We start from the raw sequence: 16,433 nt of genomic DNA on the forward strand, positions 1-16,433 counted from the left end.
GATGCGTCCAGCTAGGTCGGCTTCTTCGGCCGCGACACCAGCTCGATCATCTTGCCTTCATCGTCGTCGGGCATTGCGGCCTTGGCCTGCGCGTAGGACTCGACCGCAGCGCGCGAGACCAGCGGCTTGTCGGCCAGCAGGCTTTCGGCGAGCTTCACGGCGTAGGCGGCATCCTTGTGCCGCAGCGCCGCCGTAAACGTCGCGCCGCTGAAATCGCGGGCGACCATGCGCTTGGAATGACGCTGCACCTGCGGGCTTGCCGCGACGCCGGCCTGGATCGATTCCAGCACCAGGTTCATGTCGAGCCCGGCCTGTTCGGCGATGGCGAGGCCTTCGGCAAGGCCCGCGATCTGGATCGCACCCAGGAGATTGTTGATGAGCTTGTAGACGGTGCCGGAGCCGACCGCGCCGAAATGGCGAATGGTCGAGCCGATCGGTTCGAGAAACGGCCGCGCACGTTCGAGATCAGCTGCGTCGGCGCCGGCGAGCAGCGTCAGCTTTCCGGCCGCTGCCGCATCCGGCAATCCCGTCACGGGGCAGTCGATGTAGATCAGCCCGCGCGCGTTCAGTTCGCGGCCCATCTCGCGGGCGTGGTCATAGGAGACGGTGGAGCACTCGATCGCGAGGGTGCCGGCCTTTGCCGTCTTGGCCGCGCCCTCGGGCCCGAGCCAGACCGCGCGCGAGGCTTCGTCATCGGCGACCATGGTCACGACCGCATCGGCATCGATCGCGGCATCCTCAGGCGACGTTGCCCAATGCGCGCCGCGCGCGATCAGGTCGTCCGCCTTTGCCTTGCTGCGATTCCACAGCGTCACCGTGAAGCCGGCATCGAGATAGCGGCCTGCCATGCCATGACCCATTCGCCCCAATCCGATGAAGGCGACACGGGTCATGATCAATCCACATCCTCGATGTCGGCGCCGGTGGTGCCGAAGGCGCGCTGCGCCAGGGTCGCGGCCATGAAGTCGTCGAGCTCGCCGTTGAGAACGCCCGAGGTGTCGGAGGTCTGCACGCCGGTGCGCAAATCCTTCACCATCTGGTAGGGCTGCAGCACGTAGGAGCGGATCTGGTGACCCCAGCCGATATCGGTCTTGGCGGCCTGGTCGGCGGCGGCCTTCTCCTCGCGCTTCTTCAGCTCGATCTCGTAAAGCCGTGCGCGCAGCATGTCCCAGGCCTGCGCCCGGTTCTTGTGCTGGGAGCGGCCGGCCTGGCAGACCACGGCAACGCCGGTCGGAATATGCGTCAGGCGCACCGCGGATTCGGTCTTGTTGACGTGCTGGCCGCCGGCGCCGCCCGAGCGCATGGTGTCGACGCGGACGTCGGCTTCCTTGATGTCGATCTTGATGCTGTCGTCGATGACGGGGAACACCTGCACGCTCGAAAACGAGGTGTGCCGCCGCGCGTTGGAATCGAACGGCGAGATGCGCACCAACCGGTGCACGCCCGCCTCCGTCTTCAGCCAGCCATAGGCGTTGTGGCCCGAGACCTGGATCGTCGCGGACTTGATGCCGGCCTCTTCGCCCTCGGACTCCTCGAGGAATTCGACCTTGAAGCCGTGCGTCTCGGCCCAGCGCGTGTACATGCGCAAGAGCATCTGCGCCCAGTCCTGGCTCTCGGTGCCACCGGCGCCGGCATGGACTTCGAGATAGGAATCGAAACGATCGGCCTCGCCCGACAGCAGCGCCTCGAGCTCGCGCCGCGCGACTTCCTTCTTGAGGTTCTTCAGCGCGGCTTCAGCCTCAGTGACGACGCCGGCATCGCCCTCGGCCTCGCCGAGCTCGATCATGCCGATGTCGTCTTCGAGCTCCTGCTCGACCTTGCCGATGCCCGAGAGCGAATCCTCAAGCGAGGTGCGCTCCTGCATCAGCTTCTGGGCTTTCTGGGGATCGTTCCAGAGGTTGGGATCTTCTGCGAGCTTGTTCAGCTCAGCGAGGCGCGCCGTCGATTTCTCGACGTCAAAGATGCCTCCTCAGCAGCCCGACTGACTGCTTGATCTCTTCTACCAACCGTTCGATTTCGGCGCGCATATTGTACTCTGATCTCGCGGAATCCCGCGTGCATTGGAGCTGGGATGTAGCGGCGGCGGCTGCAAAGCGCAACCGCCGGAACCGCGATCGTCTGTCTTATCCGCTAGTACAGCCCGCCGGTGCCCGGCCGCATGAAGAAGCCGGAATCCGGCTGCTGCTGCTGCGACGCCGGCACGCCGCCGCGCCCGTCGGCATCGGCAACGCCGATCACCGAATAATTGTCCGGCGGCGCCGTGCCCGGCTTGAAGGCTTCGAGGATGGTTCCGCCGGTCTCGCCGGGACCGGCGCGCATACCGGTCTTGGAGACGACGCGTACGAGCTTGATGCCGGCCGGTACCTTGAATGGAACGGCGGGCTTGTCGGCGAGTGCAAGCTTGAGGAAGTCGCGCGCGATGGGTGCGGCCAGATGGCCGCCGGTCGCGGCGTTGCCCCTACCGAGCGCGCGCGGCTTGTCGTAGCCCATATAGATCGCGACGGCGACGTCGGGCGAGAAGCCGACGAACCAGGCGTCCTTGGCCTCGTTGGTGGTGCCGGTCTTGCCGGCGATCGGCTTGCCGACCTCCTTGACCACGGTTGCGGTACCGGCCTGGACCACGCCTTCCATCAGCTCGGTGATCTGATAGGCGGTCATGGAATCCAGCACCTGCTCGCGGCGGTCGATCAGCTGCGGCTCGACCTGATTCTTCCAGCCGCCCGGTGCGTCGCAGCCGCGGCATTCACGCTGGTCGTGCTTGAAGATGGTGCGGCCGTAACGGTCCTGGATACGGTCGATCAAGGTCGGCTTCACCCGGCGACCGCCATTGGCTAGCATCGAATAGGCCGTGACCATGCGCATCGCCGTGGTCTCGCCGGCGCCGAGCGCGTAGGAGAGATAGTTCGGCAATTCGTCATAGACGCCGAAGCGGCGCGCATATTCGCCGATCAGGGGCATGCCGATGTCCTGCGCGAGGCGCACGGTCACGGTGTTGAGCGACTGCCGCAGCGCGTTGCGCAGCGTCACCGGTCCCTGGAATTTGCCGGACGAGAAGTTTTCGGGCCGCCATACGCCGGCGCCCTGGCCCTGGTCGATTTCGATGGGCGCGTCGAGCACCACGGTCGAGGGCGTATAGCCGTTGTCGAGCGCGGCCGAATAGACGATCGGCTTGAACGACGAGCCCGGCTGCCGGTAGGCCTGCGTGGCGCGGTTGAACTGGCTCTGGTCGAACGAGAAGCCGCCGACCATCGCGAGCACGCGGCCGGTCCAGGGATCCATCGCCACCATCGCACCGGACACTTCGGGGATCTGGCGCAGGCGGTACTGGCCTTCGACCGGCTGTCCCTCCTTGGTGTAGAGCGGATCGGCATAGATCACGTCGCCGGGCTGCAACACCTGCGCCACCGACGTCGGGGTCTTGCCCTTGGCATTGCCCTGGGCCGCCCTCGCCCAGCGCACGCCGTCGACCGTGACGATGCCGGTCTCGCGCTGCTTGCTGATGGCGCCACCGAGTTCGCGGTTCGGCTGGAAGCCGATGCGCGCGGACTGGTCGCTGGTCTCCAGCACCACCGCCATGCGCCATGGCGAGATGTCGGAGAGTGACTTGATCTCGGCGAGCTTCACGCCCCAATCGCCCGAAATATCGAGCTTGCTCATGGCGCCGCGATAGCCCTGCTGCTCGTCATAATTCACGAGGCCGGCGACCATGGCCTTGCGCGCCATGACCTGGATCTTCGGATCGAGCGTGGTGCGGACGGACAGACCGCCTTCGTAGAGCTTCTTCTCGCCGTAGCGCTCGAAGATGTCGCGGCGGACTTCCTCGGCGAAATATTCACCGGCGAAGGTGTGAGCACCGTTGGAACGGTTGGTGACGGCCAGCGGCTCCTTGCGCGCCTTGTCGGCGTCGGCCTGCTTGATCCAGCCGTTCTCCAGCAGACGGTCGATCACGTAGTTGCGGCGCTCGATGGCGCGATCGCGGTTGCGCACCGGATGCAGCGTCGCGGGCATCTTCGGCAGCGCGGCCAGATAGGACGCTTCAGCGACCGTCAGCTCGTTCACCGACTTGTCGAAATAGACCAGCGAAGCGGCCGCGATGCCGTAGGCGCCGAGGCCGAGATAGATCTCGTTCAGATACAGCTCGAGGATCTTGTCCTTCGAGTAGGTCTTCTCGATGCGCATCGCCAGCAAGGCTTCCTTGATCTTGCGGGCGAAGGAGACCTCGTTGGTCAGAAGGAAGTTCTTGGCGACCTGCTGGGTGATCGTGGAGGCGCCCTGCGGACGCCGGTTCGAGCCGTAGTTCTGGATGAAGAGCACGCCGGCGCGCGCCATGCCGGTGTAGTCGATGCCGCCATGCTCGTAGAAATTCTTGTCCTCGGCCGCGAGGAAGGCGTTGATCACCAGCTTCGGCACCGCCTGGATCGGCAGATACAGCCGCCGCTCCTTGGCGTATTCGCCGAGCAGCGAGCCGTCGACCGCGTGCACGCGGGTCATCACCGGCGGCTCGTAATCCTGAAGCTGAGAGTAGTCCGGCAAGTCCTTGGAGAAATGCCAGATCAGGCCTGCCACGGCCCCGACACCGACAAGGAACACCACCGTTCCCGCGGCGAACAGGAAGCCCATGAACCGCACCAGCAAGCGCATTATATGTTTATCCGTTCAAACTCTGGATCAGCTCAAGGCACCCAAAACAGGCGCCAACTCCACGTCGCGAATTCACCGGCCTACTCAATTACATCAGTGCCGGACCAAGACGCTTGCCGAACGGGATTCTCGCCGATTCCGGAACCCCCTGCGGCATTTTTATAAAGCGCCCGCTGTGGCCAAACTAGGGCTTTTGCAACGGGACGGAAAATCCCTCTCAATTCGACGCCTCCCGGTCGTCAATTCGACGATCCCCCGGTCGTCAATTTGACGATCCGGCCGTGGCCATCCGCTTGGTCAGGAACCCGTCGATCGCCTGCGCCATCGAGCCCACGGCCTTGGACCGCCAGCCCTCGGAGACCAGATGCTCGAGGTCGCCCTTGTTGGAGACATAGCCGATCTCGACCAGCACCGACGGCACGTCTGGCGCCTTGAGGACCCGGAAGCCGGCCGACTTCAGGGGATGCTTGTGCATCCGCACCGACGACTTCATTTCGCCCATCAACAGGCGGGCAAAACGGCTTGAAAAGGTACGAGTTTCTCGCTGGGTGAGGTCGATCAGGATGTCCGCGACGTCGGTCGGCTCTTCCGCGAGGTTGAAACCGGCGATCGCGTCCGCCCGGTTTTCCGCATCCGCCAGCCGCTGCGCCTCGGCGTCGGAGGCCTTGTCGGACAGCGTGTAGATGGTCGCGCCCTGCGCATCGCCCTCGGCCTTCGGAAGGGCGTCTGCGTGGATGGAGAGGAACAAGGCGGCCTTGAGCCCGCGGGCGACTTTGACCCGGTCGTTGAGCGGAATGAAGGTGTCGTCGTCCCGTGTCATCACCACGCGGAATTTGCCGGTCTTGTCCAGCCGGTCGCGCAGCGCCAGGCCGAAGGCCAGCACCAGGTTCTTCTCGCTCTCGCCGCCCGACTGCGTGCCGTTGTCGATGCCGCCATGGCCAGGATCGATCACGACGATCGGGCGGCCGTCGACCTTTTGCTGCCCGGCTTCCGGAGTTGCGGCGGCCGGAACCGTTGCCGGCGGCGCGTCGGCGATTGCGGGCCGCAGTTCGGGGCGTTTCTCGGGGACGAGCGACTGCACGAAGGCGGTCCGGTCGACCTCCTCCAGCTCGAGCACGAGCCGGGCCGGCTGGCCATTGGCGGCCTCCAGCACGTAGGACTTGGCGATCTTGGCCGGGCCTGTCAGATCGAACACGATTCGCGAGCCGCCGGGCATGACCAGCCCGTAGCGGAAGGCCTTGACCAGTCCCCGCCCCTCGACCCCGGTGCCCGCGGGCAGTTGAAAATTGACCTGGGGCACATCGACCACCACCCGATACGGGTCGGCGAGCGTCACGGCGCGGAATGTGACGGCCTGATCGATGTCGAGGATGAAACGGGTCTGCTTGCCATCGCCGGCCAGCCGGGCGGCGGACGCGGTTGGAAAATTCGCTACCGCAACAGAGGGTTGCGGCTGGCTTTCCGCCGCGCTCAGGCGCCAGGAATCAGCGCATACCAATGCTGCGGCGCACAGAAGCGCGCATCCCAGCAAAACCCTTTGATTTGTGCGGCTCGTCACCGATTCAGTGCCTCCGAGCGGCCCTTCTAACGCAATAGAACCACAGGGTTAATCGTCGCTTAATGACAGATATACGAAACTCCCCGACTGTGACCGCCGTGCGACGCTCCCTTGCACGGTTGGTCCATTCCACGTATGTACGGAGTGCTGACGGCCGATATTTCCGGTTGTGTCGCGTTCAGCCTCCCGGTGCAGCGCCGGAACTCTCAAGGTTTGGGAATTCCAGCGTTTTTCCGTTCCCCTCAAAGACCAGCGCGGTGCGCGGCAGCGAGGTGGAGCGGGTCAAGCCCCGGTGGCGGACGGTCCCTGGTTACCACCGCGTTTCCGGGACGGTTTTGACAGCGACGTGACTCGTTACCCGGTCCCTTAATCCCAAGGGAGCGGTTCGTAATCCCCAAGGCGAGCGCGCTCGCGCCATGCCTGGCCAGCAGCAACTGATTGAGGGGCGGCCCCGCCGCCCAATGTTTCATACGGGCCGACGCTTGATGCGCCAGACTGTGCCGACGAATTCTGAAGGACCGTTCGCGACGCTGCGGAGTGACAATCCCGCGCGCCGCTTCGGCCCTCCAGCTTCCGTTTCGGCAAGGCGCGAGAGACGGCGTTTCGGCCTTCCCCTCACCCCCGAATCAGGTGGACCGTCGCGGCACCCGGCAGCGCTAATCGCGCCCACGGTGAATCGCGCCCGCCGCCGCCAAGAGTTAAGACATGCCCAACAAGATGTTGATCGATGCCACCCACCCGGAGGAGACCCGGGTCGTCGTGGTCCGCGGCAATCGCGTCGAAGAGTTTGATTTCGAGACCGCACAACGCAAGCAACTGCGCGGGAATATCTACCTCGCCAAGGTCACCCGGGTGGAGCCTTCGCTCCAGGCCGCCTTTGTCGAATATGGCGGCAACCGCCACGGCTTCCTCGCCTTCAGCGAAATCCATCCCGATTACTACCAGATCCCGGTCGCCGACCGGCAGGCACTGATCGAGGCCGAGGAACAGGCCCATCGCGAGGCCGAGGAAGAGAGCGAGAACCGCTCCCACGGCCGCCGCCGCTCGCGCCACCGCAACTCCCGCCGCCGCAGTCAAGGCGAACGCGTCCGCAGCGACATCGTCGAGGGCCTCGAGGCCGGCGCCGATCCAGCGGCCCAGCCGGTCGAGAGCGACGCCCTGCACATCGAGGGTGCGTCGCACGAGGGCGAGCACCTGCACGCCGAGACGGAGCATCACGGCGAGCACGAAGGCCACGAGCATCAAGACCACGAACATGGCGATCATGATCACCACGATCATGACCACGAAGGCCATGATCATCTCGATCATGGGCACGACGACCATCATCACGATCATGACCACGGCCACGACGGCCAGCACGATCATCACGACCATGATCATGCCGACGAAACGCCCGCGCCTGTCGCAGCCTTCGGCGCCGAGCCCGTGGTCGCGACCGAGACCGCTTCCGAACCGCAGGAGGCTATCGCCTCCGAAGCCCATGCCGAGGCTCTCGCCGAAGCCGTGACCGCCTCCGCCGAACCGGCCGACGCCGTCTACGCTGCCGGCGAAAGCACTGATGCTCGCCATCAGGAGTCCGAGGAGGAAGACGACGAGGACGAGGACGGCGAGGAAGCCGAAGAGGAACACGTCGAATCCGTCGGCGGCGACGACGTGATGGAGGAGGTGCCGGAGCGCACCTTCCGCCCGCGCCGCCAGTACAAGATCCAGGAAGTCATCAAGCGCCGCCAGGTGATGCTGGTGCAGGTCGTCAAGGAAGAGCGCGGCAACAAGGGCGCGGCGCTGACCACCTATCTCTCGCTCGCCGGCCGCTATGCCGTGTTGATGCCGAACACCGCGCGCGGCGGCGGCATCAGCCGCAAGATCACCAGCGCCCAGGATCGTTCCCGCCTGAAGGAAGTTGTGCAGGATCTCGACGTGCCCGAGGGCATGGGCATCATCCTGCGCACCGCCGGCGCCGCCCGTACCAAGCCCGAGATCAAGCGCGACTTCGAATACCTGATCCGGATGTGGGAGACGGTGCGCGACCTGACGCTGAAGTCGCAGGCCCCGACCCTGGTCTACGAGGAAGGCTCGCTGATCAAGCGCTCGCTGCGCGACCTCTACAACAAGGAGATCGACGAGATCTCGGTTGCCGGTGAGTCCGGCTACCGCGAAGCGCGCGACTTCATGAAGATGCTGATGCCCGCCAATGTCAGCGCGGTGAAGCAGTATCGGGACGGCCAGCCGCTGTTCTCGCGCATGGGCGTCGAGAGCCAGCTGGACGCGATGTTCTCTCCGACCGTGCAGTTGCGGTCCGGAGGCTACATCGTCATCAACCAGACCGAGGCGCTGGTCTCGATCGACGTCAACTCCGGACGATCGACCCGCGAGCACCATATCGAGGACACTGCGCTCAAGACCAATCTGGAAGCGGCCGAAGAGGTCGCCCGCCAGCTCCGTCTGCGCGACCTCGCCGGCCTGATCGTCATCGACTTCATCGACATGGACGAGAAGCGCAACAACCGCGCGGTCGAGCGCAAGCTGTCCGATTGCCTGCGGCAGGACCGCGCGCGCATCCAGGTCGGCCGCATCTCGCATTTCGGCCTGCTCGAGATGTCGCGCCAGCGCATCCGCGCCAGCGTGCTGGAATCCTCGACCGATCCCTGCCCGCATTGCGGCGGCACCGGCCATGTCCGCTCGGTCTCCTCGGTTGCGCTTCAGCTGCTGCGCGGCCTCGAAGAGATCCTGATGAAGGGCGCGACCCACAATCTCGTGGTCCGCACCCGCACCGACGTCGCGCTCTACGTGCTGAACCACAAGCGCGGCCATCTGCGCGACCTCGAGAACGGCTTCAAGGTCACGCTGGCCGTCATCGCCGACCCCAGCGTCAGCGGACCGCAGGCCTATCTCATCGACCGCGGCGAGCAGGTGCATACGCTGGAAGCAGCGAAGGCGCTGCTGGCGGCACAGGCAGCCGCAAGCCCGCCGCCCATAGTCGAAGAAGTCTATGACGACGAGGAATTCGATCCGGAGCTGGAATCCGAGGTCGAGACCGAAGAAACCGAAGGCCTCGCCGAGGAGCAGGCTGGCGGCGAAGCGGCTTCCGACCAGGATGGCCAGCGCCGCAAGCGCCGCCGGCGTCGGCGCGGCCGCGGTGCCCCGCGCGACGGCGAGTTGCGCGAGGATGGCGCTCCGGCGTCTTCCGAAGCGGCCGTGGCGGCCAGCGAAGGTGAAGAGGATTCCGAGTCCGAACAGGACGGCGAGGAAGGTGAGGACCAGGCCGCCCGCAGCGAGCAGCAGGGCAACGGCGATCGCCGTCGCCGGCGTGGTCGTCGCGGTGGCCGCCGCCGTCGCGGTGGCAACGAGGAAGGTCTCGCCGGCTCCATCGGCGACGAGCTCGCAGCCAATGCGCCGTCGGAAGCGACCGATGCCGTCGCCGATTTCGACAGCTTTGGCGGCGAGGCTGCGCCCTCGATCGCGCAGGCCGAACACACCACCGCCGAGCCTGAGGTCAGCGAGCCCGAGCCGCGCGCCGAGGTGCAGATTGAGGCGCCGGCCCAGCCTGAGCCCGCTCCTGCCGCCGCGGACGAAGAGCCCGCCGACGACAAGGCAGCGCGTCGCCGCTCCACGGTCCGGGAAAAGGTGAGCTTCCTGTCGAGCAGCGCAAGCGAGCCGGCAACACCGGTTGCGGCAGCGCCAGAGCCGGTTGCTCCGCCCGCACCAGCCGCTGAACCTGCGCCGGAAGCGGCAACCGAAACTCCGGCCGCGCCGCGTCGCGCCGGCTGGTGGTCTCGCCGGTTCGGCGGCGGCGAGTAGGCGAACAAATCAGTTGAGACCGCCCGGCCAAGCCGGGCGGTTTTGATTTGGCAAGGTCAGTACGATGCAAAGCGCGATTGTTCTCGGCGGCGGCATGATCGGCGTGAGCGCGGCGCTGCACCTCCGGCAGCGCGGCTGGTCGGTCACGCTCGTCGACCGCAGGGAGCCGGGCCGCGAGACCAGCTATGGCAATGCCGGGATGATCCAGGCCGAAGCCGTGCGCCCCTATCCGATGCCGCGCGACCTCGCTTCGCTCCTGAAGATCGCGACCGGCCGCACCAACGACGTGCGCTACAGCCTGTCGTCGCTTCATCTCCATATCGAGCCCCTGCTCCGCTACTGGTGGCATTCGGCGCCGAAGCGGCATCGCGAGGCGATCGACGCCTGGGCGCGGCTGATCGCCTACGCGACGGCGGAGCACGACATCCTCATTCGCGAAGCCCATGCCGACAATCTGATCCGCCGCGCGGGCTACCGGCATCTGCATCGCGACGCAGCCTCCTTCGATCTCGCCGTCAAGGCGGCGGAACAAGACCAGCGCGAATTCGGCGTGAGGTTTCGCGCGCTCTCGGGGGCCGAGCTCGCCAAGGCCGAACCGATTCTGCGCGACGACCTGCCCGGCGCGATCCATTGGCTCGACACCTGGACCGTGTCCGATCCCGGCGCACTGGTCACGGCGTATGCCGAGCTGTTCGAGCGCCTCGGCGGCACCATCGTGCTCGGCGATGCCCAGACCTTGCGGCAGACCGCGACCGGCTGGTCGGTCGATACGGACCAGGGAACCATAGACGCTGCGGCCGCCGTCGTGACGCTGGGGCCCTGGTCGCCCAATCTGCTGCACAAATTCGGCTACCGCATTCCGCTGGTGCGCAAGCGCGGCTACCACATGCATTACAGCGGCGGCGCATCACTCGACCTGCCGCTGGTCGACAAGGCCGGCGGCTACGCCATGGGTCCGATGGCGAAGGGCATCCGCATCACCACGGGTGCGGAATTGACCGGCATGGACGCGCTCGCAACGCCGGTGCAGCTCGCCAGTGCCGAAGCTTCCGCGCGAGAGCTGATCGACCTCGGCAAGCGGGTCGAGCCCGACCCGTGGTTCGGCACCCGCCCCTGCACGCCCGACATGCTGCCGGTGCTCGGGCAAGCGCCGCGTCACCCGGGCCTCTGGATGAATTTCGGCCACGGCCACCAGGGCTTTACGCTCGGGCCCGCGACCGGCCGCCTGCTCGCCGAGATGATGAGCGGCGAGACGCCGGCGATCGATCCGACGCCATACCGGCCTGAGCGCTTTTAGCTGTCGGCGCGCTCGGCCAGCATCTTCCTGATGCGGTCGGCATCTTCGAGCGTCGCCGGATTGTAGACGATCATGCTGAGATCGGAGCGGCCCTCGACATTGAAGCTCGAATATTCGAACGACATCGTGCCGCGAACGGGATGCCGGAGCCGCTTGGTGTCGTCGCCATGATGGCGCACGTCATTGTCGCGCCAGAGCGCCGCGAATTCCGGACTTGTCCGACAGAGCTCGTCGACGAAATCGGCGACATGCGAGACGGCGCCTGCCCGCGCTGCGTCTGCCCTGAATGCGGCCACCACGAAGCGTGCCACACTGTTCCAGTCGTATTGCGCGGCGCGCACGCGCGGATCGCAGAAGATGAAGCGCAGGATGTTGCGCTGTCCCGGCGGGATCGCACCGTAGTCGGTCAGCACGACGCTTGCGGCGCGATTCCAGGCGACGACGTCCCAGGTCGCGGTGCGTACCAGCGCCGGGCTGAATGAGAGCGCATCGAGCACGCGTTGCAGCCGCGGCGAGACGCCTTCGCTCGCCTGGTAGCGCACCTCGGGCGGGCGGCCGAGGCCGATCAGGAACAGGTGCTCGCGCTCGACATCGGTCAGCATCAACGCGCGCGCGATCCGGTCGAGCACGTCGGCCGATGGCGCCCCGCCGCGGCCCTGCTCCAGCCAGGTGTACCAGGTCGAGCTGATATTGGCGCGCTGGGCCACTTCCTCCCGGCGCAGACCCGGCGTGCGCCTGCGGCTGCCGGAGAAGCCGAACGCGGCTGCATCGAGCCGGGTGCGACGGTCCTTCAGATAGGCCCCAAGCAAGTTCTCGGCGGCAGCGCTCTCGCTCATCCTGTTAGCTATTATACCCTGATAAGGTCACTACTTTACCCGGATAACTGTAGCGCAGATGGTTCTCTCCACCAACACCAGGAGATTTCGCATGCGTGTTTTCGTTACCGGTGCCACCGGCTTCGTCGGTTCCGCCGTCGTTCGAGACCTGATGGCCGCCGGCCATAGCGTACTCGGCCTCGCCCGCTCCGATGCCGGCGCCGCAGCGCTCACCGCGATGGGCGCCGAGGTCCATCGTGGGTCGCTGGAGGATCATGCCTCCTTACGCGGCGGCGCCGCCGCTTCGGACGGTGTGCTGCATCTCGGCTTCAACCACGACTTCTCGAAATTCGCCGACAATTGCGAGCTCGACCGCCGCGCGATCCTCGCGCTCGGTGAGGAGCTCAAAGGCTCCGACCGCCCTCTCATCGTCACATCCGGTGTAGCGCTGCTGGCGCCCGGACGGCTCGCGACCGAAGACGATGCGGCGGCCCGCCACTTTCCGCGCGTCTCGGAAGCCACTGCCGAAGACCTCGCGGAGCGCGGCGTCCGCACCGGCATCGTGCGGCTGCCGCCCACGACCCACGGTGAGGGCGACCACGGCTTCGTGCCGCGCCTGATCGCGCTCGCCCGGGAGAAAGGTGCCGCTGCCTATATCGGCGAAGGCCAAAACCGCTGGCCGGCCGCGCACCGCCTCGACGCCGCGCGCGTCTATCGTCTCGCGCTGGAGCAAGGCGCGACCGCGCGGCGCTATCATGCGATCGCCGAGGAAGGCGTGCCATTCAAGGCGATTGCAGAGGCGATCGGCCGACGGCTCGGCGTCCCCGTCGTGTCCAAATCGCCTGAGGAAGCGGCCGCGCATTTCGGCTGGTTCGCACAGTTCGCCGGCATCGACGTTCCGACCTCAAGCGCCAGGACGCGCGCTTCGCTCAGCTGGGCGCCGAAAGAAAAAGGGCTGATCGACGATCTCGACCAGCCCCATTATTTCGAGGTCTGACGGCGCCGCCCGCGCCGTCAGATTCCGCTTGCAGATCAGTCCGTCGTGACGGCCGTTTCCATGTCGGTCGGATCGATCTGTCTGGCGAGGTTGGCGTTGAGCTTGTCGCGGTCGAGCTCACCCTCCCACCAGGCGACGATCACGCAGGCCACGCCGTTGCCACAGAGGTTGGTCAGCGCGCGGCACTCGCTCATGAACTTGTCGATGCCGAGCACGATCGCCATGCCCGGCACGAGGCGCGGATCGACCACGGCGAGCGTCGCAGCCAGCGTGATGAAGCCCGCGCCGGTGATGCCGGAGGCACCCTTCGAGGTCAGCATCGCCACCACCAGGATGGTGAGCTGCTGGCCGAAGGAGAGATCGAAGCCAAGCGCCTGCGCGATGAACAGCGTCGCCAGCGTCATGTAGATGTTGGTGCCGTCGAGATTGAACGAATAGCCCGTGGGCACCACGAGACCGACCACCGACTTCGAGCAGCCGAGGCGCTCGAGCTTCTCCATCAAGGACGGCAACGCGCTTTCCGAGGACGAGGTGCCGAGCACGATCAGCAGCTCGTCCTTGATGTAGGCCAGGAACTTGAAGATGGAGAAGCCGGCGAGGCGCGCGATGGTTCCGAGCACGACGAACACGAACAGCGCCGCGGTGACGTAGAACGTCGCGATCAGGCCGACCAGGTTGAGGATCGCCCCGGTGCCGAACTTGCCGATGGTGTAGGCCATCGCGCCGAAGGCGCCGATCGGCGCCGCGCGCATCACGATGGAGATGACTCCGAACACCGCATGCGCGGCGTCATCGATGAAGCTGCGGATGGTATGGCCGCGCTCGCCGAGGCCCATGATGGCGAAGCCGAACAGCACCGAGAACAGCAACACCTGCAGGATCTCGCCTTGCGCGAAGGCGCCGACCACGGTGTCGGGGATGATGTGCAGGATGAAGTCGACCGACCTCTGGCCCTCGGCCTGCTTGGCGTAGTTGGCGACGGCCTGCGCGTTGGCGGCGGCGCTGCCGAAGCCCGCACCCGGCCTCACCAGGTTGCCGATGATGAGTCCTATCACCAGCGCGAAGGTCGAGACGACCTCGAAATAGACCAGCGCCTTGACGCCGATGCGGCCGACCTTCTTTGCGTCCTGGATATGCGCGATGCCGGAGACCACGGTGCAGAAGATGATCGGCGCAATCACCATCTTGATCAGCTTGATGAAGCCGTCGCCCATCGCCTTGATCCACTCGTTGGTGGCGAGCGACGGCCACAGCCAGCCGACCAAGGCGCCGAGCACGATGGCGATCAGCACCTGGACGTAGAGAACCTTGTACCAAGGCTTGGCGGCGGCCGGCGCGACCGGCGCCCCCGCCATCGTTGTCGTCGTCATTGTTTCACTCCCCCTCAAACTCAGAGCCAGCCAAGATCAACTTGGCCGGCTCTGTCAATCGGAACTGCTCGGAATGGTGCGCTTTACCCGCGTCGATCGACGATCCGGCGGGCCGCCGGCATCAGCGCGGCGCCCAGCGCGTTCTTGACCACCGATGCCGCAATGAACGGCGCGACGCCGACCGCCCAGGCCTTGGTTGCGCCAAGGCCGATGCCGTAGGCCAGCCAGCCGAAGCCGGCGATGAAGATGACGACATGGGCGAGCGCCATTGCCCCAAACAGCAGCACCACGTTGCGATCCCAGCCGCGCTCGGCCAGCCAGCCGGTGATGAAGGCAGCCAGCACGAAGCCATACAGATAACCGGCAGTCGGGCCGAGCAGCGGTGCAATTCCACCGACCGGACCGGCGAACACCGGCAGCCCCATCGCGCCTTCGGCGAGGTAGGCGATCATGGTTGCGCTGCCAAGGCGCCAGCCATAGGCGGCGCCGATCATCAGCACGACCAGCGTCTGCAGGGTCATGGGCACGTAAGGCAGCGGCAGATTCACCTTGGCTGATAGCGCCATCAAGGCGGTGCCGAGCGCAATCAGCACGACGGCGCGAAGTGCGCCGACGGTTTCACCCGGACGGGTCGGCCACATCAATGCGGCGAGAGGAGAATGCGGCGCGGCGACGGACGGGAGGGAACGGTCAGACAAAGTTGAACTCCGCAGGGCTGGTGTCGAGACGGGTGTCGAAAACTGGCGGCTATTTAAGCCAGTGAGCGATCCGGTCAACTGCCTCCCGCATCTCCGCTGCCGAACGCGCATAGGAGAGCCGTATGAACGAACGACCATGGATCGGATCGAAATCGAGACCCGGCGTGGCCGCAACGTGCGCCTGCTCCAGCATCTGCTTGGCAAACTCGAAACTGTCCGAGGTGAAGTCCGAGACGTCGGCATAGAGATAGAAGGCGCCGTCGGCAGGCAGGAACTTGCTGAGGCCCGCCTTGGGCAATCCCTCGATCAGGATGCGCCGGTTTTCCTGATAGCCGTGCTTGATCTCCTCCATCTCGGCCGCGCCGTCGAAGGCCGCTTCGGCCGCGATCTGCGACAATGACGGCACCGAGATCGACAGGTTCTGCTGCAGCCGCTCGATCGGCCGCACCAGGATCTCGGGCACGACCATCCAGCCGACGCGCCAGCCCGTCATGCAAAAATATTTCGAGAACGAGTTGATCACGAGTGCGTGCTCCGACAGCGCCGCCGCCGTTGCCGCCGGAAACGCGTAGTCGAGCCCGTGATAGATTTCGTCCGAGATGAAGCGGATGCCGGCGTCTTCCGCCGCAGCGATCAGGCCGGCGAGCGCCTCGCGGGACATCATCGTCCCGGTCGGATTGGCCGGGCTGCCGACCAGCACGCCCTTCAGCGGCGCCTTGCGATGCGCCGCCAGCAGCGCCTCGCCGGTCAGCGCATGGCGCGTGTCATTGGTGGTCTCGATCAGCACCGGCTCGCAACCAAGCGCGGTGAGGATGTGACGGTAGGGCGGATAGCCCGGCACCGTCACGGCCACCCGGTCGCCGGGCGCGAACATCGACAGGAAGGCCAGGATGAAACCGCCGGAGGAGCCTGTCGTCACCACGATCCGCTCGGGGCTGACATCGCAGCCATAGGCATCCCGATAGTGGCGCGCGATGCGTTCGCGCAATGAGGGGATGCCGAGCGCGGAGGTGTAATCGATCCGCCCCGCCTCGAGCGCCGCATGGGCGGCCGCGATCGCGGTCTTTGGGGCGCCGGTTGCGGGCTGGCCGACCTCCATGTGGATGACATGGCCGCCTGCCGCCTCGATTCGGGCCGCGGCGGCCATCACGTCCATCACCATGAACGGGGGAACATCGCTGCGGCGGGAGGGCTCGAGCCACTGCCCCACCCGGTTCCTCAATGTCGCATCGTGCATCGAATTCTGCTATTTCGCT

At 66.0% G+C, this 16,433-nt stretch carries 12 protein-coding genes; 3 read left to right on the top strand and 9 right to left on the bottom strand.

Going from position 1 to position 16,433, the window contains the following annotated elements:
* Nucleotides 1–11: 11 nt before the first annotated feature.
* From AB7290_RS23345 to AB7290_RS23365, 5 genes are all read right to left on the bottom strand, one after another.
* Nucleotides 12–893: an NAD(P)-dependent oxidoreductase gene (locus AB7290_RS23345; RefSeq protein WP_085401085.1), complete on the bottom strand. Its 882-nt coding sequence runs from the start codon at nucleotides 891–893 to the stop codon at nucleotides 12–14.
* A 2-nt stretch (nucleotides 894–895) separates the two neighbouring features.
* Nucleotides 896–2,027, bottom strand: a protein-coding gene (gene prfB, locus AB7290_RS23350) for a peptide chain release factor 2 (RefSeq protein ID WP_144030704.1) whose coding sequence is annotated in 2 segments (ribosomal slippage) — nucleotides 896–1,957 and nucleotides 1,959–2,027 — 1,131 coding nt in all. Because the reading frame shifts where the segments join, the coding sequence is not laid out codon by codon here.
* 103 nt (nucleotides 2,028–2,130) lie between these two features.
* Nucleotides 2,131–4,641 carry a penicillin-binding protein 1A gene (locus AB7290_RS23355; protein ID WP_071914354.1) on the bottom strand — a complete coding sequence of 837 codons (2,511 nt, stop codon included), beginning with the start codon at nucleotides 4,639–4,641 and terminating at the stop codon, nucleotides 2,131–2,133.
* Between the two features lie 262 nt (nucleotides 4,642–4,903).
* Nucleotides 4,904–6,199 carry an N-acetylmuramoyl-L-alanine amidase gene (locus AB7290_RS23360; RefSeq protein WP_085401087.1) on the bottom strand — a complete coding sequence of 432 codons (1,296 nt, stop codon included), beginning with the start codon at nucleotides 6,197–6,199 and terminating at the stop codon, nucleotides 4,904–4,906.
* 615 nt (nucleotides 6,200–6,814) lie between these two features.
* Complete coding sequence (locus AB7290_RS23365) at nucleotides 6,815–7,582, bottom strand: hypothetical protein (RefSeq protein WP_283808566.1); 768 nt, start codon at nucleotides 7,580–7,582, stop codon at nucleotides 6,815–6,817.
* Between the two features lie 45 nt (nucleotides 7,583–7,627).
* Between AB7290_RS23365 and AB7290_RS23370 the strand changes: the two genes are divergently transcribed.
* Together AB7290_RS23370 and AB7290_RS23375 are read left to right on the top strand one after the other, a co-directional pair.
* Nucleotides 7,628–10,000, top strand: coding sequence for an Rne/Rng family ribonuclease (locus AB7290_RS23370; RefSeq protein WP_283808567.1), 2,373 nt, complete (start codon nucleotides 7,628–7,630; stop codon nucleotides 9,998–10,000).
* A 64-nt stretch (nucleotides 10,001–10,064) separates the two neighbouring features.
* Nucleotides 10,065–11,297: an NAD(P)/FAD-dependent oxidoreductase gene (locus AB7290_RS23375; RefSeq protein WP_085401089.1), complete on the top strand. Its 1,233-nt coding sequence runs from the start codon at nucleotides 10,065–10,067 to the stop codon at nucleotides 11,295–11,297.
* Here AB7290_RS23375 and AB7290_RS23380 read toward each other — a convergent pair.
* On the bottom strand, nucleotides 11,294–12,133 hold the full coding sequence (locus AB7290_RS23380) for a helix-turn-helix transcriptional regulator (RefSeq protein WP_085401090.1): 840 nt from the start codon (nucleotides 12,131–12,133) through the stop codon (nucleotides 11,294–11,296). The genes AB7290_RS23375 and AB7290_RS23380 overlap by 4 nt on opposite strands.
* Nucleotides 12,134–12,224: 91 nt before the next feature.
* Here AB7290_RS23380 and AB7290_RS23385 point away from each other — a divergent pair, with 91 nt between their 5' ends.
* Nucleotides 12,225–13,109: an SDR family oxidoreductase gene (locus AB7290_RS23385; RefSeq protein WP_085401091.1), complete on the top strand. Its 885-nt coding sequence runs from the start codon at nucleotides 12,225–12,227 to the stop codon at nucleotides 13,107–13,109.
* Between the two features lie 35 nt (nucleotides 13,110–13,144).
* On the opposite strand, the gene AB7290_RS23390 is transcribed toward AB7290_RS23385, so the two are convergent.
* From AB7290_RS23390 to AB7290_RS23400, 3 genes are all read right to left on the bottom strand, one after another.
* Nucleotides 13,145–14,479 carry a dicarboxylate/amino acid:cation symporter gene (locus AB7290_RS23390; protein WP_085401092.1) on the bottom strand — a complete coding sequence of 445 codons (1,335 nt, stop codon included), beginning with the start codon at nucleotides 14,477–14,479 and terminating at the stop codon, nucleotides 13,145–13,147.
* An 83-nt stretch (nucleotides 14,480–14,562) separates the two neighbouring features.
* On the bottom strand, nucleotides 14,563–15,120 hold the full coding sequence (locus AB7290_RS23395) for a biotin transporter BioY (RefSeq protein ID WP_085401093.1): 558 nt from the start codon (nucleotides 15,118–15,120) through the stop codon (nucleotides 14,563–14,565).
* 106 nt (nucleotides 15,121–15,226) lie between these two features.
* Nucleotides 15,227–16,414: a pyridoxal phosphate-dependent aminotransferase gene (locus tag AB7290_RS23400; protein ID WP_063983548.1), complete on the bottom strand. Its 1,188-nt coding sequence runs from the start codon at nucleotides 16,412–16,414 to the stop codon at nucleotides 15,227–15,229.
* Nucleotides 16,415–16,433: the final 19 nt, after the last annotated feature.

Origin of the sequence: Bradyrhizobium sp. 613_E4_N2_2 (assembly GCF_052075995.1) — a bacterium.
Lineage (GTDB): Bacteria > Pseudomonadota > Alphaproteobacteria > Rhizobiales > Xanthobacteraceae > Bradyrhizobium > Bradyrhizobium barranii.